A 21,370-nucleotide genomic window follows, 5' to 3' on the forward strand; every position below is an offset into this window, starting at 1 on the left:
GCTGGCTAAGAAACCGACTTCGCTACTGCATTTGGCACCATTGGAAGAAACCCGAGCGAAAGAGAAAAAATCTTATACGATTGGGTGTCGACCAAGACCATGCCTACGCATGGAGCAGAACTCGAAATGCTCTGCATTCACGAACACCAAAAAAACAATAATAAAGCGTGAGTAAAAGGGGGTTGGGCAATTGCACAAAGTCCTATTCTAGGCACAACCATTACTTTGCAACGCTTGAAGAAAAGAGGTTATGTTTCCTTAACCGAATTACACATCCAACTCAACCCATCTCTTTGCGAACCGCCGTATACGAGACCCGTACGTACGGTGGTGTGAGAGGCGCACTCCGTCAGTTTCTGGCGGAGCCGTCTACTCGATTAGCAGTAGTAACTTTTATTATTCCGGATTATATTCATCGTTGACACCATCTTTTTTATACATTCTTTCGATATTTAAAATTTTATCAAAACCTCCACTATAAAAATTATATGTACCTTTTTTGTCTTTATTGTAAATGCCAATTAAAGTGACATATCCCTGTGATGGCGGAAGATTATATCTTTTCATATCTTCGTTTGATATGTATATAAATATGGCATTTTTGTATATCATATTTTGAAAATCACTTTTAGAAAAATAAATTGCAGTTCCTTTTGTTTCATTTGTGAAATAACCTTGAACCTGAATATGTTTTTTATGAAATCTTTTAGGATTTGCAATTACTTCTATCATTGATACATCTTGAAGTCTTTGCTCTTCTGCTGATTTACACCCTAAAATTATAAAGCTAATAATAATTATTATATTTCCTTTCATAAGTAGATGTGTCTGGTTATTACTGCTAACTTGTATATACCCGCTACAAAGTAGCGCATATACACCCAAAACAGGGTGGATAGGCGCTATTGAATAGCGTATTTGTTTCAAAAATAGAAATAAAAGTTGTATCACAAATCATCAAAAGGGCTTTTAAATTGATAAATATTTTTCGTACTAACATGAGTATAAATTTCAGTTGTTTTACTACTACTATGACCTAGCAACTCTGAAATATACCTTAAATCTGTACCCCTCTCAAGTAAACACCTCTAACCACCATCCACTCACTACCGTCAAAGGCGCACTCCGTCAGTTTCTGGCGGAGCCGTCTACTCGATTAGCAAACGTATTATTTGATTAGTTGCTTATTTTTTCAAGTTGTCCAATTTTTTTCCAATTTGGGTCAATTTCAAGAGCAACTGCAACATATACTTCTCCTTTTTTATAATTAAAAGCTGTTCCTTTATTCATTTCTGCATTAATTTCTTTCGGTGTTAGATTGTACATAGCACCAGTAATTGGGTCAATTATAATTCCTATTAAACCACCAATTAAAATATTTCCAACAAACCAACCATTAAATTTTTTTGTTAGAGTGGTTTGGTAAGTTTGGTAGCCTTCTAATTTAATCATAACTTCGTGTTCACTTTTTCTTGCAAGTTTCATTTCAAAAGGTGTTTTTCCAACTTCAACTTCATCTATATAAATAGTTGCAGAACTTGGATTACTAGCAAATTTTACATTTTGTTTTGAACCTGACATTATTGTTGCACAACTTGATAATAATGTTAATGCTAATAAGCAAGAAATAATTGTTTTTCTCATTTTAAAAAGAATTTAGTTTAGGTAATAATTTAATTAATTTGTAATTGATATTGTTCTAATTTGGTTACATCTCCAGAATAATAATAAAATTCAACCGTAATTCTGTAGCAAGTACTCCACAAATCGGGTGTCGATTTTTTTATTACTTTGACTATATTTGCTCCATTTGCACGAGCAAGTTTTCTTGCACTAATTAAATTAGTGTTGAAATCACAATCTATTGAAAAACCACTATCTCCAAATCTTGCATTGCCAATTTTTTTTGAATTTTCTGGTACTTGATGTTTTAAGTCAAGAAAGGCTACTTTATCCTCAATTGTTAATGGTTTTAATTGTTCGCTAAAACTGGATTTAACGTGTGCTCCGCAACTTACTAATAATAAGGTAATTGCAATAATCAAAGTTTTCTTCATAGTTTTAAATTAAGCTTTTTGTTTCTGTTCGTTGTTCAAATATGTTTGCTAACGTCAGACTGTGAAAAAACCTCCACAATCTCTTTTTCAAATATACTAAAATACCTGTAAGAAAAGTAAAAAACCTATTTTTTAACCTCACTTAAAGTCATAACACTTCCCAATAAACAAGCTCAATTTTTAAAATTATTTTAATCCCGAAACTTCGGGATAGTTTTTTGGAGGGTGGTGCAACAGTTACCGCTGTTATCAGTGGTTTTTAAATTACAAATTTATACTTGAGCAACTTTTTCTCATAGCCAATATTTTTATCACCTTCTAAAGCTTCAAATGTCATAAAAATATATCTTAATTTTTCATTTTCTATTTCAATTACATATAAAGCTCTACCTCTAATTTGTAAAGTATATTTGTTATCCAATTTAGTCCATTCATCCCACAGAAACAATCTTGTGTTTTCATTTTTGACAGTTGTAAAAAAAAATTCCATCTTCTGTTGCAGTTATACTTTTCATTAAAACATTTCGAGGTTGTAATTCCCAATATGTTTCATTATACAAGTACGTTTCGCTAATAGGTAATTCTTGTTGACCAACACAAGAAATTCCAATGAGTAGAAATAATAAATATAGTTTTTTCATAAGTATTTTAATTCTTAGCAGTCTTTAATAAATTGCACACAACGTCAAACTGTGAAAAAACCTCCACAATCTCTTTTTCAAATATACTAAAATACTTGTAAGAAAAACAGCCTGTAAGCTTGCATAATTTTTATTTTTTTATTTAAAACCATGTAAAGAGATTAGCGCGGAAGCGGGGACATATAACCCTTATTCAAAGTTGTTAATAACTTTATGATGCTTTACATAGGAACCGCTGTTGGCAGATGCCTTTATATTTTTTCACTTATTCTTTTATGAATTTTTTATATACTTTTTGGTTTTCTGAATTAATTTCTATTAAGTATATTCCTTTGGAAAGATTTTCTACATTAATTTCATTATTATTTTCAGTTTGTGTTAAAACTTCTTTTCCTAAATAATCAAATATTTTTATTTTTTTTATTTCGGTGATATTTTTTATGTTTATAATATTTTTTGTTGGGTTAGGGAAAATTTGCAAATTATCAGTGTCAGAATTTGGGATAAAATTTTCATTAGATAAAGTTAAAAACCAATTATAAGCTGTTATTGAACAACCTGAAGTACTTGCACCAGTCCAATTACTAACATCTGTTGATGAACAAACTGAACGAACAAAAAACGCATAGCATACGAATGATGGTGGAATTCCAGTAATTGTAAACGGATTACTTGAAGCCACAATCCATCCGTTGGTTGGTATTGTCGAACCAACGTTAAAATCAGGAACTATTGCAATTTCCCAACTTGTTGCATTTCCGTTTTCAGTCCAACTCAATTCTGCGGTATTTGAAAATATAATATTATTAATTAGATTAACATTCGAAGGAGCTAAACATTGTGAGTTACCTACAAAATTGATTAGTAAGACAGTAAAGGTTATTAAATTTTTCATATTGTTTCTCATTCAGTTTTTCTAAGGTTTCTGCCAACTTGCATATAGTCGCTATGAAGTAGCGACTATACACTCATATTAGGGTAGATTGTCGCTACTAAATAGCGTATTTACTTCAAAAATATAATTTCTTTTTATTATAAATCATCAAAAAGACTTTTTATTTGTTGAATACTTTTCGTACTAACATGAGTATAAATTTCAGTTGTTTTACTACTACTATGACCTAGCAACTCTAAAATGTACCTCAAATCTGTACCCCTCTCAAGTAAACACCTCTAACCACCTTCCGCTCAGTACCCTCAGACGCGCACTCCGTCAGTTTCTGGCGGAGCCGTCTACTCGATTAGCTGCTGTCCTTCTATCTGTCGTTTTCATTCCTTTGTTTTCTAAAGTTAAAGATTGTCGGACTAATGAGTTTTAAAATTATGTAGTCCATTAATAAAGCTGTTAGCAAATATAACCACTTATAGTCTTTATCAATTATTGCGTCTGAAACAGGATTAAAGTTTTCAGTTATTGTCAAGAGAGGAAAAATTCCTTTTTCGTATAAAAACATATACATCCAAGCGAAACTTCCTTGTCCTGCAACATTTGGGTCGGGCTTGTCAAGCAAAAGAATAAGTATCGTGAAGTATGCTATTTCAACTATTAGTAATGTTAGCAGAGATTTTCTTGTCTGTCTCAGACCTAAAAAATTATTTTCTGGGTGTTTGAACCCAAAAACAATCCAAGGAATTAAAAGAAGAGTTGAAACAAACATTGTCAGCTACATTTTGTCAAGAAGTTAATAAAGCCCCAACTATAGAAAAGTAAAATTGCCCCACTAAAAATCAAGAGTGTTATTTTAAGTTTCTGTCTTGTTGTTGTAATGGTGATACGAGCAAGAATAAGTTGAACAATTCCTAAAACAAGTCCAAGCAAAATGAGAACAGGTCCGCAAACCCAATTTGATTTATGTTGGTCAAGAATTGCTGTCGTAATCACCAGTCCGATGAGTAAAATTGTCAATAAGATTGTTACGATTTTGTAGTTCATTTCTTGTCGTCAGTTTCGAGTTTATTGTGTCGTCTTAGGGTTGCCGCTAACTTCTATACACCCGCCACAAAGTAGCAACTATACACCCATATTCGGGTAGATTGTCGCTACGCAGTAGCGTATATACTCCAAATATATAATTATTTCCTACAAATCATCAAACATACTTCTTATTTATTGAATACTTTTTGTACTAACAGGTGTATAAATTTCGGTAGTTTTGCTACTAGTATGTCCAAGCAATTCTTGTATAAACCTCAAACCCGCTGGCGCAGCTTTGCAACCTCTCAGTACCATCAAAAGCGCACTCCGTCAGTTTCTGGCGAAGCCGTCTACTCGATTGTGCGTTCTTTTTTTTATTTATTTACACATTGTATTAAAGTAAAAACTTAAACTTTGTCCACTTTTTTTCCAACTATCCATTGATTTTTCTCTGAAAAAGCTTGTTTCTGTCGCTGACATTGCCGTTGATATTCCAAAATATTTGCTTTTTTCGTTTGCTTTTTTGCTTTCAACCCATTGAATTGTAATTGCAATATCTTCTGTTTCCTTATCCAAATAAATATCATATGGTTTTAAGTCTAAATAAAACCAACCTTTAAATTCATCTTTGATTTCAAAAACAATATCTTTTTCGACAATAAGTTCTGTTGGAAATCCATTTTCTATTTTATAAAAATTCAACCTAAATTTTAGAGAACTAAATTCATTAGAAGTTATGTTGAAATTTAAATCATTTATTTTGCAATCTTTTTTTAGTTTGAATTTCATTCCGATTTCTTTACTCAATCGGTCGTCAACATCTTTTTCGTAATAAGTATAAAAATTAGTGTGCATAAGTCCAAAACCTTTTGAATTTCTTCCAAGTATTTTTGGTTTTGGTTTTACAAATTTCACTACAACTTCATTTAATTGGTTCTTTTCTGGTTCTAATTCAATTACGTTATTTAAAAGATTAAGTTTAGAAATTGCGATTGTTTTAGTTTGATAACCAACATAAGAAAATGTTACCAAATCATTTTCATTAATACTTTCATTAAGTTTTAATGAAAACTTCCCGTTAGAATTTGATACAGTTCCTGTATTTTTATTTGAAATTCCGATATTTGCATATTGTAAGTAAGTTTTGTTTTCTGCATCTTTTATTTCTCCGTTTATTGTTTTGTCTTGGGAAAAAGAATTAATTGATATTGCTAATAAAAGAATAATATATAATTTCATAATTTGTTGATTTTCTGTTTCGTTCGGCTAAAATGACGCACAACTTGCATATATCCAAAACTAATTTCGCTTTTACCATCTAAAAAGGAGTGATAGGCAAATCTTTTTGGATTTTTTTGTTCTTCAAATTTAAAAATTATTTCCTACAAATCATCAAACATACTTCTTATTTATTGAATACTTTTTGTACTAACAGGTGTATAAATTTCGGTAGTTTTGCTACTAGTATGTCCAAGCAATTCTTGTATGCACCTCAAACCCGCTGGCGCAGCTTTGCAACCGCTCAGTACCATCAAAAGCGCACTCCGTTAGTTTCTGGCGGAGCTGTCTACTCGATTAGCAGATGCCGCTTTTCCTTTCCAATTTGGCTTTTAATAAAGTTGATAATTTTTTTATTACAAATGCCAAAATTAATCCGGTAACTAAACCACTAATCAGACCGAGACTTAAACCGATTGTTATTGCTTTTGTTTCGCTCCACCAATGAAGTAATTTATTTAAAAACCAAAATGAACCAATTCCAATTATCCCAAATGCAAAAGTTGAGAAGACGGTTACGAATGTCTTAAATCCTGAAGTAAATGATTTTTTATTTATACCAACAAGTATTGAAGTAGAAATAGCGCCAACTAAAATAAAACCGAAAATAGCAAATAGGCATAATATTGCTATTAAAAGTGCAATTAGTACGCTGATACAAATAAATATAATTCCCAGAATAAGTATGGCAAACAAAAATAGATTGAATTCTTCTTCTATTGGCGCTGTGTTTTGCAAAGAAATATATAGCGAATAAAGCAAAGGATTAATTATTTAAATTTTAAAAATGTTCCATGTTTACAGGTTTTCTTGCGGTTTCTGCCAACGTCAGACCATGAAAAAACCTCCACACCCGAGCAATAGCGAACAGACTAAGTAATCTCATTTTCAAATATACTAAAATACCTGTAAGAAAACCAGCCTGTAAGTTTGCACAATTTTTATTTTTTCATTTAAAACTACCCGAAGTGATTTGGGTGGTAGCGGTTGGTACTCCGTCAGTTTCTGGCGGAGCCGTCTACTTGATTAGTGGCTGTGGTTTTCTTGTCTGCCAATGTAGTCATTTATCTTTTCTGCTTCTCTTTGGTCTGCAATAAATTCTTGTCCAAAAGTAAGTTTTTTAGATAATGTAGAATTGGGTTCTACAACTCTCCAAAAGGGTGTGATTTCTTCTAAACTTTTTCCTTGCTGTAATTTTTCAAAATTTGCTTCCGCTACTATTCGTAAAAATATACCTGTTGTTACAGGACAAGTGTAGTCAGCATTATGCTCCAAAGCAAGGTCATTTCGCATAGCTTTACTATCAATTCGTTTTCCATAACCTATGTGTTGAATATATTCATCAATCAATTTTGGTGATGGTATAAACAAGCGGCTTCCTGCTGGTATACCCGCAAATGCTTTTTCTAATTTTACGATATGCGGTTGCTTTGTCTCTTTAAGTTTATCCAACCACGTTTTTTTCTTTGCCATATTATTCGCCTAATTTTTGTTTTAAATTTTGAAGATATAAGTCCATCGTCTTATCAAAATCTACAAATAAATAAGATAGTGTCCTGAAAAATGGATTTGAAATTGTAATGACTTCTTTAAATTCAATGGCTGTTTGATTTACCTTAGTTTGTTTAAAAGTGCCTATCCAATATCCGTTGAAGTTTTTTGGTTCAATGATTACAATTTCAAAAATTTCGTTTTCTACTTTCTGCTTTACTTTAAAAGTAATAGCTGTTCCTTTTTTGGGGACTTCTGTCCAAGTATTATTGTCAATTACTATAATTTCTTTAACATCATTTCTCCAAGAGGTTTGATTTTTAAAATCAGTGACGATGTTGAATACTTTCGTTACGTCTGAATTAAGCACAGCCGTTTTTGTAAATGTTCTCTCCTTGGGCAGAAACAGCCCAAATATCAATACGATTGCAATGATTGCAACAATAGAAATAAGCAAATAAGTCATCATTTTTTTCATTTTAAAGATTATTTATTCTGCAAATTTCTATTTTATTTTCAAAAGTTGTTTGACGTTTTTTGCTATTTTATTGGAACATAAAAATCAGTTACAAAATTTTCAGGCTTATTAAACGGTGGCGATTTAATATACCATTCAAGAGCAGGCTTGTCGGCTAAATCAAACTTGTTGTCAAACAAGCAAACATTATAAATATAGTCGTAAACAGGATAAAATCCATCATATGCTCCTTTGTAAGTGAAGACCGCAAACTTACCGCCTTCAATTCTTTTATAGCCAATTTCTCCGTTTGGTTTTATTTCTTTGGAAAGCAAGACACAAGCGTCAAAACGAATGTGTTGTTCTGCTGTTAGGTCGGGATTGTCGTGAACAATGCCAATAGTTACTGGCTTTAATTTTAAAACCAAATGAGTTGCAGCCCAAAACATAAGTTTCTGAAAGGAACTGCCCACTTTGTCATATGAACCTGTGTGTCTAATATAAGCAAGATGCAAATCGGGAATTGTCTTGATAACTGGACCTTGAACATTGAGAGCATTTAAGTCAATATTTGCTTTTCCGTATTCATTTTGTTTGTTTGTCGTAAGTTCTGCTATTGAATTTCGATATTCTAATGGTGTCAGTCCAAAATAGTCTTTAAATGCTCTTGTAAATGTTTCGTGATTTTGATAGCCACAATCAAAAGCAATTTGTCCAATATCGTTTTGTGAATGTTTTAATTTTAAAGCTGCTTTTTCAAGTCGAAGCCTTGTTAAAAAGTCTTTTGTAGTGTCCCCAGTTAGCGATTTGAAAACCCGATGAAAATGATATTGCGAAAGATTTGCCTGTGTAGCAATGTCTTTGAGTTGGATGTCAGTTGTCGAATTACTTTCTATGAATGCAATTGCCTTATTTATACTTTCAAGATATGAATTTTTGGTGTCTGTTCTCATTCTGTAAAAATACCATTGTCATTTGATTGTTTTTTGATGTTTCTTGCTCGTTTCGGGGTCGTCCTACCATTGCCACTAACGTCAGACTGTGAAAAAACCTTCACATCCGAGCGATAGCTAACAGTCGAGGTAATCTCTTTTTCAAATATACTAAAAAACTTGTTAGAAAACCAGCCTGTAAGTTTGCACAATTTTTATTTTTTCATTTAAAACTACCCGAAGGGATTTGGGTGGTAGCGGGGCTGGCAGGCACGGATTGCAAATCCGCGCGAGCGGGGTGCGACGGCTATTCACTTTTATCAAGACTTTCCAAGCTTAGCCCATGCTAAAAAAATATCCGATCATATTCCGATAGCCGTTGAAATAGTGCTTAAATAATAAATGAATTTTAATTTTCTGATTGATTTGCAACCGTGCGACCCTCCAAGAAGTTCAGGGTGACAATATAGCCGTCAGTTGCGTTTTTTTATCCCGATAAGGATTTATTGTGGGAAGTATATAGGTAGCCGTTTTTTTAAGTGCGGTAGGTACGATATGGTTTTGGTAGTTGTTTTAAGTTTTTAGTTTGAAGTCCAACTCTGGGCTGTAATCTGCTGCTGGTTCCTTGATTAAAAATAGTGCCAATTCTTTCTTGGTGTTGAAGCCTTGAACTTTTTCTTGATATAATTTGGCAATGGCTGTATCTTCAATTTCTAGTTTTCTGTTTTTCAAGTAGTTTTAATTACAAATAAAAAATATCTTCTAATTTACTGAAAATGATCATATTATGTTTGTTTAATCAAAATATTGATCCAATATTTGCAACAAATAAATAGTATGAATACTTCTTTTGAACGTTGCGAGAATACCAAAGTAGAATGGTTGTCACCGCCTGAATTGGTTGCCTGTTTGGGTGAGTTTGATTTGGACCCATGCAGTCCCATCAATGCTCCGTTTGTGCATGCAAAACATAATTTTACTACTCTAGATGATGGATTGGCTAAAGAATGGTTTGGGAGAGTATATCTAAATCCGCCCTATGGCAGAGGAATGGAATTGTGGATGGAGAAATTAAAGTTTCACGGCAACGGTATTGCTTTGATTTTTGCAAGAACGGAAACGAAATGTTTTTTTGAGCATATTTGGAATGATGCTGATGCTATTCTGTTTGTTAAAGGAAGAATTCGATTTTATCATGTTTCTGGGGTTCAGGGTGGAACGCCTGGCGCTCCAAGTGTCTTTATAGCTTATGGAAAGGAGAATGCCAAAGTGCTAAAAGATTGTGGTATTGAAGGGCGATTTTTGGCATTGAAATAATCCCGTTAGGGATTTAATATGGGTAGGAATGTATTTTAATGCATCCATAAAATAATGCATGCAGCATAATAAATCCCATTAGGGATGTTATAGTTTATATTGGGTCTTTGAAAATGTATTTTTCATCATGTTCAACCTCAAACATTTTTAAAAAATGTAGATATTCTTCTCTAAATGTTTTACTAGCATGTTGTTGTTCCTGATTTTTAATATAATTTATAACTGAATCAACATGGGATTTTGAATAGGAGAATGCTCCATAACCTTCTTGCCATTCAAATTTTACTTTCAGAAATTTCTTTTCGTTGATCCATTTGGATGAACTTGCTTTAATATCCTGCATTAAATCGGAGATGGTTTGCGTGGGTCGCATTCCAATCAATAGGTGTATATGGTCAGACATGCCATTGATGGCAATTAATTTATGATTGTTGTTTTTTGTTATTCCAGTGATGTATTGGTATAATTCGTTTTTGAATGAGGAATGGATTAATCCGTCACGGTATTTGACCGCGAAAACAAATTGGATGTGGATTTGTGTGTAGGTGTTTGCCATTTTTATATCATCCCTACGGGATTTTTGAATTTTGTTATTTTTATCTAATGGGTTGAAACCCTCCGACAGGGTTGAAACCCTGCGCTACCCGTATTTAATCCCTACGGGATTTGTTTTGTTTGATTATATTTCCATGGGTCGAAACCCGTTGCAACCGATATTTAATCCCTACGGGATTATTTTATTTCATAACAAATGAATTCAGCAATATTGAATTGGGCATCAATGATCCATTCATTTTCAATTAGAAGTTTTTTTAATGCTTCATCTTGATTGATGACATCTTCAACAATACCTATAACTTGCATATTTTCAATATCATCTCCATTGGGTGAGGTTGTATTGCCTTCGGGTGTGATGAATATGTATTTTTTCATATTTCAATTTTTCTATAATTACCTCTGCCGTTAAATTCTATTAATCCTTTATCTCTTAAAAACTGTAATTGTTGCCGGATTTTATCTTTGATATGGTTATTGTTTGGATATTTTATTTTTAATTTATTTTCAAAAGCATATAATTCGTCTAATGTAAATGATTGCTTTTTAATTTCTTCAACACAATTTAAAATATCCAATATCCAACCTCTCGCTTCTAAACTTTTAGATTTTAAAAAATCAGTGCTTTTTAATTTAATATGTACTTTTTCTTGTTCAATTATTTTTGAATTTTCAACTATGAAAATCCTTCCACTTTCTGGTACTTTTGAAATATCAATATTGCAACCAATCTAACCAGCTCGTTTAGCTGTTATAGATAATGGTTTTCGTTTAATAATTATTTCTGGGATGAAAAATTGTTTTGGAATTACTAAAAAATTATCCACTTTATTATTGTCATAAGTCAAAAACAAGAAATTAGGATTTGTATCCGAAGTAATCCTCTTAATCATAGTTTCATATGCACCATCATTGATTATAGAACTTAATTTTCCGTTTTTACTTTTTAGTTCAAATTCTTCATCACAACCTAAACAATAGAAATCTGCAACAGGCATATTATTTTCAAAATCGTTTAATGGTAATTGACCACAGTTTGGACAATATGAATTTTCTTTAACCCAATTTTCAGTTAAAACTCTTGCAATCTGTGAATTGCTTTTGTATCCTCCAGCTAAATCAATATTAAAATTTAAGTTCATTCTTATTGTCTAACATAAAGTTGTTCCTCCAGCCCATTTCAAAAATGGTTTTGCTTGCATAGTTTTTTAAATCTTTTGCTAATATAACAATAGTTGTTTTAAAAGTATAGGGGTAAGAATAAATTAATGAATGGTCTACTTTAGTTAGCTAAGATGCATTCTTTGACGGTATGACAAATTAATGGACATCATTTTTACTTCCTCTGCATTAAAAAAAAAACGCCACTCCAAAGAGCAGCGTTCCAACTAAAAAATGGGAATAATTTAGTCTCGGTTATAAACCGTTAAAGCGTCTTTTAAAATAGCAACAGAACGAATTAAATCGGCTTTTTTTAATACATAAGCAATTCTAACTTCGTCCAACCCCACATTGGGTGTCGAATAAAAACCTGCTGCTGGTGCTACCATTACAGTTTCGCCGTCATTATCATAGGTTTCTAGTAGCCATTGCGCAAAGTCGTCAGCATTCTTTACAGGCAATTTGGCAATGCAGTAAAACGCTCCTTTGGGCACCGCTACTTGTACGCCTTCAATTTTTTGTAACTCGCTTACCAGTGTGTCGCGGCGTTCTTTATACTCGGCAATCACGTCGTCAAAATAGCTTTGTGGCGTTTCTAGTGCGGCTTCACTAGCGATTTGAGCATAAGTAGGCGGACTTAATCGCGCTTGTGCAAACTTCATCGCGGTAGCCATTACTGCTTTGTTTTTAGAGACAAGACAGCCAATACGCGCACCACACATGCTGTAGCGTTTAGACACCGAGTCAATCATGATAGCATGTTCTTCTAATCCGGGAACATTCATCACTGAATGGTGTTTGTCGTTTTCATCATAAATAAACTCTCGGTAAACTTCGTCGGCTATTAAAAACAAATCGTGTTTTTTCACTAGTGCGGCCAATTGCCCAATTTCTTCCTGAGAATACAAATAACCTGTTGGGTTTCCCGGATTACAAATTAAGATGGCTTTAGTTTTTGGGGTGATTAATTTTTCAAACGCCGCGATAGGAGGCAAGGCAAACCCTTCATCAAGAGTAGAAATAACTGGAACTACAGTGACACCCGATGCGGTGGAAAACCCGTTATAATTGGCATAGAACGGTTCGGGAATGATGATTTCATCGCCCGTATCCATGGTACTTCCCATAGCAAAGAGCAAAGCTTCTGAACCACCTGTTGTAATGATAATATCGGCAGTATCAATAGGCAAACCGTGTGCTTTATAATAGGCAGATAATTTAGTTCTATAACTTTCAAAACCAGCGGAGTGACTGTATTCTAACACCTTAATATCGGCATTTTTAACCGCATTCAAAGCCACTTCTGGGGTTTTAATATCGGGTTGACCAATGTTTAAGTGATAGACTTTATGACCTTTCTTTTTGGCAATCTCAGCATAGGGCACCAATTTCCTGATGGGTGACTCGGGCATGTGTTGCCCTTTAAGTGATATCTTAGGCATAGTATTTTTTTTTAATGTGCAAATTTCGACAATTTTAGTTTGTCAACCATCGAATATTTGCTTTAAATAGTGTTAAAATATGATTTCTGATTTTTCTTTTACTTAATTTTATGCCAAATCCATGCTAATGAAATGTTTCTTGGGGTTGTGCCTGTGCTTGCTGATTTTTGTGTCGGGTCATGGCCAATCTAATTTTCAATTTAAGAAGAATAAAAAGTCGGTCTCCATTCCGTTTCAGCTTATTAATAATTTGATTTTTATTCCGGTTACGCTCAATGGCGAAACACTTACTTTTCTGCTAGATACGGGCGTGGAGCAAACGCTCCTTTTCAGTTTAGACGATAAAGAAAAGGTGAGCTTGTTTTATCTAGAAAAAATCAATATCGGTGGTTTAGGAAGTAACAAAGCTATTGAAGCTTATAAATCGTCACAAAACAAAATGGAGTGTAACGGTTATATCGATGAAAGTCACGAGCTGTATTTGGTGTTGGATCAAGATTTTAATTTCTCTTCTCAAGTGGGCATCCCTGTAAATGGAATTATTGGCTATAATTTTTTTAAAGATTATCCCGTTGAAATTAATTATGAGAAGAAAAAAGTGATTGTTCATTCTTCATTAAATAAAAAACTTAAAAAGAAATTAGAACGGAATTTTACTAAAGATACTATCGCTATTGAAGATCATAAGCCTTATTATGTTTCTAATGTTGTAACTAATGGCACCGCTGTCTATCCTTCAAAACTGTTACTTGATACGGGCAACAGCGATGCAATTTGGTTGTTTAAAAACAAGTTTAGTCCCGCGTCATTACCTCAGAAAACGATTGACGATTTTTTGGGGAGAGGATTTAGCGGTAATGTTTATGGACAACGAGGACGCATTTCGAGTTTTGTATTTGGGGCAAAGACGTTCGAGAATCCTATTGGTACTTTTCCCGACTCGACTTCAGTAAACACCGCTACATTTGTTTTTAATAGGTCGGGTTCTTTAGGTGGCGAGGTTTTTACGCGATTTACAGTTGTTTTTGACTATCCCAACGGCAAGTTATATACAAAGCCTAATGCTACTGTTACTGCTCCTTTTAATTTTAACATGAGTGGGATAGAAGTCCAACATGATGGATTGGAGTGGGTTAAAGAAACTTATGACGATACTGTCAACAAAGGCAAGACATTTTATAACGGGTATACTCCAGAGGCGCGTTTGCAAGACAATCTAAAAATAAAGTTTGTACTCAAACCCGTTTTTAGAATCTATACTATTCGAATTGGCTCACCAGCAGCACTGTCGGGATTAAAAAGTAATGATAAAATCATAGCCATTAACAGACAGAAAACTAATAATTTGTCTATCGAAAAAATTAATGAGCTGTTAAAATCGGAAGATGGTAAAACTATTGAAATAGAGGTCGAGCGAAATACCAAGGTTTTTCGGTATACATTTCAGCTGAAAAAAATTATATAAAAAAAAGTCCCAAAAAATAATTGGGACTTTCTGTTTATTGCATCATCGGACTTTTGATCTTTTTTTCCAGTAGGTTTTCTACCGGTTTCACGACTACTTCGCCTTTAATTTTTAATACTACACGACCTTGTTCTGCGTTGACTGCGTTGGTTTCCACCGTGATTGTTTTTCTAATGGGTCCAGGGTTCATATTGTATTTCACATCAATTTTTCCCGTTTGTCCTGGCGCAATAGGTTCTGTAGGTTTGGAAGGCACAGTACATCCACAAGTAGATTGCACATTGGTAATAATTAATGGTTCATCGCCTGTGTTAGTGAATTCAAAAGTGCGCACACCGTTGTCATCCTCTTTATTTACCTTACCATAATCGATGGTATTTTCTTTGTCCTTAAACTCAATTTTCGGTCCCACTTGGGCAAAAACGGCAACGTTTATAAGGACAGCCACAATAAGTACTATTTTTTTCATAGGTTACAATTTTAGTTTTGGTTTAGTAAAAATACAGTGTTTAAATTAATAGACAAATATTTACTTCTTAATTTTTTCTAAAGTCTTTATTAATTACTTTTGCCATTGAGTTTACAAAAGGTGTGCCAATGGCAAATTCAATGGCAATGACAAGTGTAATTACAATGTCAATAGCAATATCAAAATCAATATCAATCGCAATTACAATATCAAATTCAAAAATCTGATATTTAATATCAAAAATCTTATATCCAATATTATATGATTCCCGCTCAATTTAATGCTGCTGCCGTAGAGAAAAAATGGTATGACTACTGGATGAAAAACAACTATTTTCATTCTAAACCCGACCATAGAAAGCCATACACTATTACTATTCCACCACCTAATGTGACTGGAGTGTTACACATGGGACACATGCTGAACAACACTATTCAAGATGTATTGATTCGACGTGCACGATTAAAAGGGTTTAACGCGTGTTGGGTTCCAGGCACTGACCATGCGTCGATTGCTACCGAAGCTAAAGTGGTGGCAAAACTGAAGAGCGAAGGTATCAACAAAAACGATTTGACTCGTGAGGAATTCCTCAAGCACGCTTGGGATTGGACCAACAAATATGGTGGTACTATTTTAGAGCAGTTAAAGCAGCTAGGTTGTTCCTGTGATTGGGATAGAACCAAGTTCACAATGGATGCCGACATGTCAGCTTCAGTTATCAAATCGTTTGTGGATTTATATAACAAAGGACAAATCTACCGTGGCTACCGAATGGTCAATTGGGATCCAGAAGCCAAAACTACCTTGTCTGATGAAGAAGTGATTTATGAAGAACGTCAAGGGAAATTATACCATTTGAAATACCGAATTGAAGGCAGTAGTGAGTTTGTTACCATTGCCACGACACGTCCAGAAACCATCTTGGGCGATACCGCTATTTGCATTCATCCTGATGATGAACGCTACCAGCATTTGAGAGGCAAACAAGCAATTGTTCCTATCTGTAACCGACTTATCCCAATCATTTTTGATGAGTATGTGGATATGGAATTTGGTACTGGCTGTTTGAAAGTAACTCCCGCACACGATATTAATGACAAAGCATTAGGCGAAAAGCACAATCTCGAAATTATCGATATCTTTAATGATGACGCTACGCTGAATAGTTTTGGGTTGCACTATCAAGGAAAAGACCGTTTTGTGGTGAGAGAAGAAATTGCAGGTGAACTAGAAGATATAAATGCGTTAGAAAAAGTAGAAAACCACCTCAATAAAGTAGGTACTTCCGAGAGAACCAAAGCGGTGATAGAGCCACGCTTGTCTGACCAATGGTTCTTGCGCATGGAAGATTTGGTAAAACCAGCCATCAAAGCGGTATTGGAAACCAAAGAGATTAAACTGTATCCGTCTCGTTTTGACAATACCTATCGTCATTGGTTGGAAAACATCCGCGATTGGAACATTTCACGTCAATTGTGGTGGGGACAACAAATTCCGGCCTATTATTTTGGTCCCGAAGGTTCGGGAGGTAAAGAAGATTTTGTTGTAGCCGAAAACATTGAAGAAGCTGTTAAATTAGCTAGAGTCAAAACTGCCAACTTAAATCTGAACACTGAACACTTACGTCAGGACTCTGACGCTCTTGACACCTGGTTTTCCTCTTGGTTGTGGCCAATTGCTGTTTTTGGAGGAATTATGGAACCCGAAAATGAAGATTTTAAATACTATTATCCAACCAATGATTTAGTTACGGGTCCCGATATTTTATTCTTTTGGGTAGCTCGTATGATTATTGCAGGCTATGAATACACTGGCGAAAAGCCATTTAGCAATGTGTATCTGACAGGATTAGTGCGGGATAAACAGCGTCGTAAAATGTCGAAATCGTTAGGGAATTCTCCTGAACCGTTGGAACTGATTGAAAAATTTGGCGCCGATGGCGTTAGAGTAGGGTTGCTGTTGAGCGCTTCTGCGGGTAATGACATTATGTTTGATGAAGAATTGTGTAACAACGGTAAAGCCTTTGCCAATAAAATATGGAATGCCTTCCGATTAATCAAAGGATGGGAAGTAGCCGATATTCCGCAACCCGAAAGTTCCAAAGTCGCTATTGCCTGGTATGAAGCCAAGTTGCAACAAACGTTATTAGAAATTGAAGACCACTTTGAGAAATACCGTTTGTCTGATGCGCTGATGAGTATTTATAAATTGGTTTGGGATGATTTCTGTTCATGGTTCTTAGAAATCATTAAACCGGGATACCAACAGCCCATTGATAATGTTACTTTTAACAAAGCGATTGAGATGCTCGAGGCCAACTTGAAACTGTTACATCCGTTCATGCCGTTCTTAACTGAGGAAATTTGGCAACACATTGCCACGCGTACTCCAGAGCAGGCGTTGATTATTGCAACATATCCAACGATGACTTCTTTTGATATAAAACTTATTACCGATTTTGATTTTGCTGCCGAAGTAATTGCCGGAGTAAGAACCATCCGCAAAGACAAAAACATCGCCATGAAAGAGGCTATCGATTTGAAAGTGGTGAATAACGAAAAAGTTTCTTCCTATTTTGATTGTGTAATTCTGAAGCTAGGCAACATCACTTCTTTGGAATACATTACTGATAAGATTGACGGCGCGTTGACCTATAGAGTGAATGCTAATGAGTATTTTATTCCTGTTTCGGGGAACATTGATATTGCTGCCGAGATAGCGAAACTTACCGAAGAACTGAAATATACCCAAGGTTTCCTTCGCAGTGTACAAGGCAAACTAGCCAACGAGAAATTCGTGGCTGGTGCACCACCACAAGTGATAGACAACGAACGTAAAAAAGAGTCGGATGCTTTGGCGAAGATTGCTACTATTGAGCAAAGTTTAAAGAGTTTACAATAAAAATAATCCTGCTTTCTTCAAAACAGGATTTCATCTTTTATGAGTAAAAATTAAAACTTAAACCCAAAGCTGAAATAGATCGAATTAAGCTGTTCAACTTTTCGTTCTACGCCGTCTTTTTTCATTTTACTCAGGTCACCCTGGCTTTCAAATCCAATTCCGATGCTCGTTTTATCTGAAATTAAAAATTTAACCCCGGTATTAAAAACTATACCATAATTCCAACCTAAGTTTTTTGTAGTAGTACTTGCAGTAATGGTTTGAAGTTCTGATTTTAGCAATGTGCTAGCATAAAATCCAGCACCTACATTTAAAAATATTTTTGAATTTGATTGATCCATGTTAAACATAACATAATCACCTCCTATTTTTAGTGGAATTTGCAAATAGGAATTTTGTAGACTTGCCGTAGCTCCATTTTGAGTAAGGTTAGTATTTAGTTCCATAAAACTAACCCCAGAGGATAACCCCCAATTTTTACCCAATTTATAGGATAATAACAAATCGCCAGCATTAGAATTGGCATTTAAAGTCACAAAACCAGATTGATTTATTTTAGCCCATCCCAGTTTTCCGGTGGCTACGAACTCTAATTTACTTTCATTTGCTTCTTTTGTGTTTTGGGCGAAGGATACAACAGTAATTAAAAGTAACGATGTGGTAAGCAATAATTTTTTCATAAGAAATTTGTTGATTTTTAAATTAAAATAGTAATAGACGTATAATTCATACAAAATAAATAAAAAAATCCCATTGAAACAAATGATTGAGATTTGATAAAAAATGTATTAAGAGTTTGTGGAGTTGGGTTACTCGGTCATCTTTTCGAATGTTACTTTAGCATTAGCTTTTCCTTTTGAATTGGTGTCTAAATACAATTCATATCCTACAAGCAGTTTTACTTTTTTGGTTTCGCCGTTTTTAAGGGGTATAATCTCTATAATTTTTCCATTTTGTTGTGTTCTAATAGAAAATTCCCTTTTACCAATATTTTCAACTATCGCAAAGCAATTTTGTCCGTCATAAGGGTTTTTTGTTGCATCTTGTCCTGGTCCTTTTCCAGTTATAGACATACTTTGGGAAGGGTTCAATTCAAATTCAGCTTGAGCGGACAGGTCATATTGGGTGAAGAATACAGCACAGAGTAGTATAATCAGTTTTTTCATTTTATGATGTTTAGTTATTATTTATTTTTTTTTGGTTTTGATTTATTTTATTAACAAAAGACCCGCACTAATTCCTTACTGAAACTAGGAGTAATTTGCTTCTTTTTTATTGCTAATAGTCGAGAGCCATTGAGCAACTACTTAGTATCAAAGTTAAAAGATTTTATATTTGTTGGTTTTATTTTAACTTTTTGTTGGGTTGTTGCCTTAAAGTTGGGATAGTTTGTGGAGTTGGAGGATTGTTTGTAGGCACAAGTAAGATGATCGCGTTAGTGGTTAGACATGAATTTTCGCCTGCACGAGAATGGTAAAGAGTGGAAAAAAAATCCCATTCAACCTAATGAACGGGATTTGATAAAATATATAATTAACAAGTTAAACACTGCTAACTTCCGACACTTCGGGACTGAATACTGAACACTTTTTACTAAAACTGCTCTCTACCAGCAAAATGAAAAGCACTTTCGATAGCGGCATTCTCATCAGAATCAGAACCGTGAACTGCATTCTCTCCAATAGAAGTAGCATATTTTTTACGGATTGTTCCTTCTGCAGCATCAGCAGGATTGGTAGCACCAATTAAGGTTCTAAAATCTTCTACTGCATTTTCTTTTTCAAGAATAGCTGCTACAATTGGACCTCGTGTCATAAATTCAACTAACTCACCAAAGAATGGGCGCGCCGCGTGCACTGCATAAAATTTTTGAGCATCAGTGACGGTTAGTTGAGTCAATTTCATTGCTACAATTCTGAAACCGCCTTCTGTAATCATATTCAATATGCCACCGATGTGTCCGTTTTCAACTGCATCAGGCTTAATCATGGTAAAAGTTCTATTTGTTGCCATTTTTTTATTTGTTTTTTAAAATTTGGTGCAAAACTAATGCTTTTAACCGAGTATTGAAAGTAGAACGAAGGTCAATTTTTAATAATTTTTTGTATAGTAAAATTTAAACCAATCATGATTTTCATAAAATAAACTCCGCTGCTTAGTCCATTTCCATCAAGGCTATATAGGTTGCTGTTAACAGCATGGCTTTGTATTAATTTACCAAAAATATCATAGACTTCAATACTATCGATACTTGTACCACTGCTGACATTCCAACTATTGTTCGACGGATTGGGATAAATTTTGGCTTTTTCACGAGTTGAAGTTGCTGTTGCCAGCGTATTGGAAAAAATATAATTACCCGAAGTAATTTCAAATTCAATCGTGTAGGTACCAGCAGTAACTGGAATATTGGGACCGTTTTGGGTTCCTGTTCCTGCAGGAAAATCAGTGGCACCCCAATTGGTGGTCCAAAGGTTGTCTTTTCTAAATTTGACTTCACCATCCGTAAGTGTTAAATTTGAAATGGTATAAATAAAACCGTTATCGGTTGTTAAATCGGTATCGGGACTTGTAAAGCCATTTAGCGCTGTGCCTAAAATTCCGACGCTAGGATAATTGAAACTGTACTCACCTGTAATTCGGTTAAAAGTAACAAACCATTCACCACCAGGAATGAATAGCGTTGGACCATTTAAAACAGCAGTTCCAGCAGGAAAAACGGGATTACCCCAAACAAAATTAGTGGCGTTATCTTGCCGAAAATATGCATTACCTGAGCTAAAATTAAAACCAGAAAGGGTGTAAACAATTCCATCGCTAGTTGCCATATCAACATCGGGCGCGGCGAAACCTTGTTGTGAGTTTACAGCTGGTCCCCAAATTCCAATACTAGGAAAAGCGGATGTCCCGATAAAGGTATAAGTGCCATTACTTCTGTTGAATGTCACATCATAAGTTCCGGCTGTGGTTGGAATATTGGGACCATCTTGAGTGCCTTGTCCGTTGGGGAAAGTATTGCCTCCCCAATTGGTAGTCCACGAATTATCTTGTCTAAATTTTACAAAACCTGTCGTTACTGTCAAATTAGGAATTGTATAAGTAATATTATCGGTAGTAGAAAGTGTGATTTCTGGTCCATTTAAGTTAGGTGGCCAACCGTTAACGCCATCACCAACTATTGAAATTGTTTGGGCATGACTGGCAATAATTACCAAAAATAAGGTGGTCAAGGAGAGTAATTTTCTTTTCATGTATAAAGTTTTACTTTTCATTATAAATATAATGATTG

Annotated in this window: 26 protein-coding genes and 4 pseudogenes; 4 read left to right on the top strand and 26 right to left on the bottom strand. The window is 34.4% G+C overall.

Annotated elements, in window-relative coordinates:
- Positions 1-336: pseudogene (locus tag WFZ85_RS10595) on the top strand (hypothetical protein); the annotation flags it as partial.
- Positions 337-396: 60 nt separating this feature from the next.
- Here WFZ85_RS10595 and WFZ85_RS10600 read toward each other — a convergent pair.
- The 16 genes and pseudogenes from WFZ85_RS10600 to WFZ85_RS10680 all read right to left on the bottom strand — a co-directional run bounded on the left by WFZ85_RS10600 (position 397) and on the right by WFZ85_RS10680 (position 9,503).
- Positions 397-816: a hypothetical protein gene (locus WFZ85_RS10600; RefSeq protein ID WP_342696273.1), complete on the bottom strand. Its 420-nt coding sequence runs from the start codon at positions 814-816 to the stop codon at positions 397-399.
- 131 nt (positions 817-947) lie between these two features.
- Positions 948-1,070 (bottom strand): annotated as a pseudogene (locus WFZ85_RS10605) (integrase); the annotation flags it as partial.
- 106 nt (positions 1,071-1,176) lie between these two features.
- Positions 1,177-1,644 (bottom strand): PEGA domain-containing protein, encoded by a 468-nt coding sequence (locus WFZ85_RS10610; RefSeq protein WP_342696274.1) that lies wholly within the window; start codon positions 1,642-1,644, stop codon positions 1,177-1,179.
- Positions 1,645-1,673: 29 nt separating this feature from the next.
- Positions 1,674-2,057: a hypothetical protein gene (locus WFZ85_RS10615; protein ID WP_342696275.1), complete on the bottom strand. Its 384-nt coding sequence runs from the start codon at positions 2,055-2,057 to the stop codon at positions 1,674-1,676.
- A gap of 259 nt (positions 2,058-2,316) precedes the next feature.
- On the bottom strand, positions 2,317-2,547 hold the full coding sequence (locus WFZ85_RS10620; protein WP_342696276.1) for a hypothetical protein: 231 nt from the start codon (positions 2,545-2,547) through the stop codon (positions 2,317-2,319).
- Complete coding sequence (locus tag WFZ85_RS10625; RefSeq protein ID WP_342696277.1) at positions 2,516-2,698, bottom strand: hypothetical protein; 183 nt, start codon at positions 2,696-2,698, stop codon at positions 2,516-2,518. Before WFZ85_RS10625 ends, WFZ85_RS10620 begins: the two co-directional genes overlap by 32 nt.
- Positions 2,699-2,963: 265 nt before the next feature.
- Entirely contained in the window at positions 2,964-3,593 is a 630-nt protein-coding gene (locus WFZ85_RS10630) for a T9SS type A sorting domain-containing protein (RefSeq protein ID WP_342696278.1), read from the bottom strand.
- A 137-nt stretch (positions 3,594-3,730) separates the two neighbouring features.
- A pseudogene (locus WFZ85_RS10635) lies at positions 3,731-3,865 on the bottom strand (tyrosine-type recombinase/integrase); the annotation flags it as partial.
- Positions 3,866-3,954: 89 nt separating this feature from the next.
- Positions 3,955-4,356 (bottom strand): hypothetical protein, encoded by a 402-nt coding sequence (locus WFZ85_RS10640; RefSeq protein WP_342696279.1) that lies wholly within the window; start codon positions 4,354-4,356, stop codon positions 3,955-3,957.
- A gap of 2 nt (positions 4,357-4,358) precedes the next feature.
- Positions 4,359-4,631, bottom strand: a complete 273-nt coding sequence (locus WFZ85_RS10645) for a hypothetical protein (RefSeq protein WP_342696280.1) — start codon at positions 4,629-4,631, stop codon at positions 4,359-4,361.
- Positions 4,632-4,991: 360 nt separating this feature from the next.
- Complete coding sequence (locus WFZ85_RS10650) at positions 4,992-5,852, bottom strand: carboxypeptidase-like regulatory domain-containing protein (protein WP_342696281.1); 861 nt, start codon at positions 5,850-5,852, stop codon at positions 4,992-4,994.
- Positions 5,853-6,188: 336 nt separating this feature from the next.
- Positions 6,189-6,629, bottom strand: a complete 441-nt coding sequence (locus WFZ85_RS10660) for a hypothetical protein (protein WP_342696282.1) — start codon at positions 6,627-6,629, stop codon at positions 6,189-6,191.
- 288 nt (positions 6,630-6,917) lie between these two features.
- A complete protein-coding gene (locus WFZ85_RS10665; RefSeq protein WP_342696283.1) occupies positions 6,918-7,364 on the bottom strand; it encodes a hypothetical protein in 447 nt (148 codons plus the stop codon).
- A gap of 1 nt (position 7,365) precedes the next feature.
- Positions 7,366-7,860 carry a hypothetical protein gene (locus WFZ85_RS10670; protein ID WP_342696284.1) on the bottom strand — a complete coding sequence of 165 codons (495 nt, stop codon included), beginning with the start codon at positions 7,858-7,860 and terminating at the stop codon, positions 7,366-7,368.
- A gap of 62 nt (positions 7,861-7,922) precedes the next feature.
- A complete protein-coding gene (locus WFZ85_RS10675; RefSeq protein WP_342696285.1) occupies positions 7,923-8,792 on the bottom strand; it encodes an AraC family transcriptional regulator in 870 nt (289 codons plus the stop codon).
- Positions 8,793-9,344: 552 nt separating this feature from the next.
- The gene (locus WFZ85_RS10680) at positions 9,345-9,503 is read right to left on the bottom strand and encodes a hypothetical protein (RefSeq protein WP_342696286.1); all 159 of its coding nucleotides are present in this window, start codon (positions 9,501-9,503) and stop codon (positions 9,345-9,347) included.
- A 105-nt stretch (positions 9,504-9,608) separates the two neighbouring features.
- Between WFZ85_RS10680 and WFZ85_RS10685 the strand changes: the two genes are divergently transcribed.
- Positions 9,609-10,088, top strand: coding sequence for a DNA N-6-adenine-methyltransferase (locus WFZ85_RS10685; protein WP_342696287.1), 480 nt, complete (start codon positions 9,609-9,611; stop codon positions 10,086-10,088).
- Between the two features lie 94 nt (positions 10,089-10,182).
- On the opposite strand, the gene tnpA is transcribed toward WFZ85_RS10685, so the two are convergent.
- The 5 genes and pseudogenes from tnpA to WFZ85_RS10710 form a co-directional block, all read right to left on the bottom strand.
- Positions 10,183-10,644: an IS200/IS605 family transposase gene (gene tnpA / locus WFZ85_RS10690; protein WP_342696288.1), complete on the bottom strand. Its 462-nt coding sequence runs from the start codon at positions 10,642-10,644 to the stop codon at positions 10,183-10,185.
- A gap of 176 nt (positions 10,645-10,820) precedes the next feature.
- Positions 10,821-11,021 carry a hypothetical protein gene (locus WFZ85_RS10695; RefSeq protein ID WP_342696289.1) on the bottom strand — a complete coding sequence of 67 codons (201 nt, stop codon included), beginning with the start codon at positions 11,019-11,021 and terminating at the stop codon, positions 10,821-10,823.
- Positions 11,018-11,281 carry a hypothetical protein gene (locus tag WFZ85_RS10700; RefSeq protein ID WP_342696356.1) on the bottom strand — a complete coding sequence of 88 codons (264 nt, stop codon included), beginning with the start codon at positions 11,279-11,281 and terminating at the stop codon, positions 11,018-11,020. The genes WFZ85_RS10695 and WFZ85_RS10700 overlap by 4 nt, the downstream gene beginning before the upstream one ends.
- Positions 11,261-11,785, bottom strand: a pseudogene (locus WFZ85_RS10705) (DpnI domain-containing protein); the annotation flags it as partial. The pseudogene WFZ85_RS10705 and the gene WFZ85_RS10700, both read right to left, overlap by 21 nt.
- 264 nt (positions 11,786-12,049) lie before the next feature.
- Positions 12,050-13,246, bottom strand: coding sequence for a pyridoxal phosphate-dependent aminotransferase (locus tag WFZ85_RS10710; RefSeq protein ID WP_342696290.1), 1,197 nt, complete (start codon positions 13,244-13,246; stop codon positions 12,050-12,052).
- Positions 13,247-13,373: 127 nt separating this feature from the next.
- Between WFZ85_RS10710 and WFZ85_RS10715 the strand changes: the two genes are divergently transcribed.
- The gene (locus WFZ85_RS10715; protein ID WP_342696291.1) at positions 13,374-14,711 is read left to right on the top strand and encodes an aspartyl protease family protein; all 1,338 of its coding nucleotides are present in this window, start codon (positions 13,374-13,376) and stop codon (positions 14,709-14,711) included.
- Between the two features lie 34 nt (positions 14,712-14,745).
- Here the strand turns inward: WFZ85_RS10715 and WFZ85_RS10720 are convergent, their stop codons facing one another.
- Positions 14,746-15,180: a DUF1573 domain-containing protein gene (locus WFZ85_RS10720; RefSeq protein WP_342696292.1), complete on the bottom strand. Its 435-nt coding sequence runs from the start codon at positions 15,178-15,180 to the stop codon at positions 14,746-14,748.
- A 261-nt stretch (positions 15,181-15,441) separates the two neighbouring features.
- Between WFZ85_RS10720 and WFZ85_RS10725 the strand changes: the two genes are divergently transcribed.
- Positions 15,442-18,081: a valine--tRNA ligase gene (locus WFZ85_RS10725; RefSeq protein ID WP_342696293.1), complete on the top strand. Its 2,640-nt coding sequence runs from the start codon at positions 15,442-15,444 to the stop codon at positions 18,079-18,081.
- A 50-nt stretch (positions 18,082-18,131) separates the two neighbouring features.
- On the opposite strand, the gene WFZ85_RS10730 is transcribed toward WFZ85_RS10725, so the two are convergent.
- The 4 genes from WFZ85_RS10730 to WFZ85_RS10745 all read right to left on the bottom strand — a co-directional run bounded on the left by WFZ85_RS10730 (position 18,132) and on the right by WFZ85_RS10745 (position 21,332).
- On the bottom strand, positions 18,132-18,761 hold the full coding sequence (locus WFZ85_RS10730) for an outer membrane beta-barrel protein (RefSeq protein ID WP_342696294.1): 630 nt from the start codon (positions 18,759-18,761) through the stop codon (positions 18,132-18,134).
- A 129-nt stretch (positions 18,762-18,890) separates the two neighbouring features.
- Positions 18,891-19,247, bottom strand: a complete 357-nt coding sequence (locus tag WFZ85_RS10735; RefSeq protein WP_342696295.1) for a hypothetical protein — start codon at positions 19,245-19,247, stop codon at positions 18,891-18,893.
- Positions 19,248-19,674: 427 nt separating this feature from the next.
- Positions 19,675-20,094 carry a nucleoside-diphosphate kinase gene (locus tag WFZ85_RS10740; protein ID WP_342696296.1) on the bottom strand — a complete coding sequence of 140 codons (420 nt, stop codon included), beginning with the start codon at positions 20,092-20,094 and terminating at the stop codon, positions 19,675-19,677.
- A gap of 71 nt (positions 20,095-20,165) precedes the next feature.
- Entirely contained in the window at positions 20,166-21,332 is a 1,167-nt protein-coding gene (locus WFZ85_RS10745; RefSeq protein ID WP_342696297.1) for a T9SS type A sorting domain-containing protein, read from the bottom strand.
- Positions 21,333-21,370 lie beyond the last annotated feature (38 nt).

Source organism: Flavobacterium aureirubrum (assembly GCF_038739835.1).
GTDB classification, from domain to species: domain Bacteria; phylum Bacteroidota; class Bacteroidia; order Flavobacteriales; family Flavobacteriaceae; genus Flavobacterium; species Flavobacterium aureirubrum.

Coding starts and splice junctions, on each gene's coding strand:
- WFZ85_RS10710 (WP_342696290.1), bottom strand. CDS start 13,246: ATGCCTAAGATATCACTTAAAGGGCAACACATGCCCGAGTCACCCATC.
- WFZ85_RS10640 (WP_342696279.1), bottom strand. CDS start 4,356: ATGTTTGTTTCAACTCTTCTTTTAATTCCTTGGATTGTTTTTGGGTTC.
- WFZ85_RS10670 (WP_342696284.1), bottom strand. CDS start 7,860: ATGAAAAAAATGATGACTTATTTGCTTATTTCTATTGTTGCAATCATT.
- WFZ85_RS10745 (WP_342696297.1), bottom strand. CDS start 21,332: ATGAAAAGAAAATTACTCTCCTTGACCACCTTATTTTTGGTAATTATT.
- WFZ85_RS10735 (WP_342696295.1), bottom strand. CDS start 19,247: ATGAAAAAACTGATTATACTACTCTGTGCTGTATTCTTCACCCAATAT.
- WFZ85_RS10615 (WP_342696275.1), bottom strand. CDS start 2,057: ATGAAGAAAACTTTGATTATTGCAATTACCTTATTATTAGTAAGTTGC.
- WFZ85_RS10720 (WP_342696292.1), bottom strand. CDS start 15,180: ATGAAAAAAATAGTACTTATTGTGGCTGTCCTTATAAACGTTGCCGTT.
- WFZ85_RS10610 (WP_342696274.1), bottom strand. CDS start 1,644: ATGAGAAAAACAATTATTTCTTGCTTATTAGCATTAACATTATTATCA.
- WFZ85_RS10740 (WP_342696296.1), bottom strand. CDS start 20,094: ATGGCAACAAATAGAACTTTTACCATGATTAAGCCTGATGCAGTTGAA.
- WFZ85_RS10650 (WP_342696281.1), bottom strand. CDS start 5,852: ATGAAATTATATATTATTCTTTTATTAGCAATATCAATTAATTCTTTT.
- WFZ85_RS10625 (WP_342696277.1), bottom strand. CDS start 2,698: ATGAAAAAACTATATTTATTATTTCTACTCATTGGAATTTCTTGTGTT.
- WFZ85_RS10730 (WP_342696294.1), bottom strand. CDS start 18,761: ATGAAAAAATTATTGCTTACCACATCGTTACTTTTAATTACTGTTGTA.
- WFZ85_RS10645 (WP_342696280.1), bottom strand. CDS start 4,631: ATGAACTACAAAATCGTAACAATCTTATTGACAATTTTACTCATCGGA.
- WFZ85_RS10675 (WP_342696285.1), bottom strand. CDS start 8,792: ATGAGAACAGACACCAAAAATTCATATCTTGAAAGTATAAATAAGGCA.
- WFZ85_RS10685 (WP_342696287.1), top strand. CDS start 9,609: ATGAATACTTCTTTTGAACGTTGCGAGAATACCAAAGTAGAATGGTTG.
- WFZ85_RS10695 (WP_342696289.1), bottom strand. CDS start 11,021: ATGAAAAAATACATATTCATCACACCCGAAGGCAATACAACCTCACCC.
- WFZ85_RS10620 (WP_342696276.1), bottom strand. CDS start 2,547: ATGGAATTTTTTTTTACAACTGTCAAAAATGAAAACACAAGATTGTTT.
- WFZ85_RS10600 (WP_342696273.1), bottom strand. CDS start 816: ATGAAAGGAAATATAATAATTATTATTAGCTTTATAATTTTAGGGTGT.
- WFZ85_RS10725 (WP_342696293.1), top strand. CDS start 15,442: ATGATTCCCGCTCAATTTAATGCTGCTGCCGTAGAGAAAAAATGGTAT.
- WFZ85_RS10630 (WP_342696278.1), bottom strand. CDS start 3,593: ATGAAAAATTTAATAACCTTTACTGTCTTACTAATCAATTTTGTAGGT.
- WFZ85_RS10715 (WP_342696291.1), top strand. CDS start 13,374: ATGAAATGTTTCTTGGGGTTGTGCCTGTGCTTGCTGATTTTTGTGTCG.
- WFZ85_RS10665 (WP_342696283.1), bottom strand. CDS start 7,364: ATGGCAAAGAAAAAAACGTGGTTGGATAAACTTAAAGAGACAAAGCAA.
- tnpA (WP_342696288.1), bottom strand. CDS start 10,644: ATGGCAAACACCTACACACAAATCCACATCCAATTTGTTTTCGCGGTC.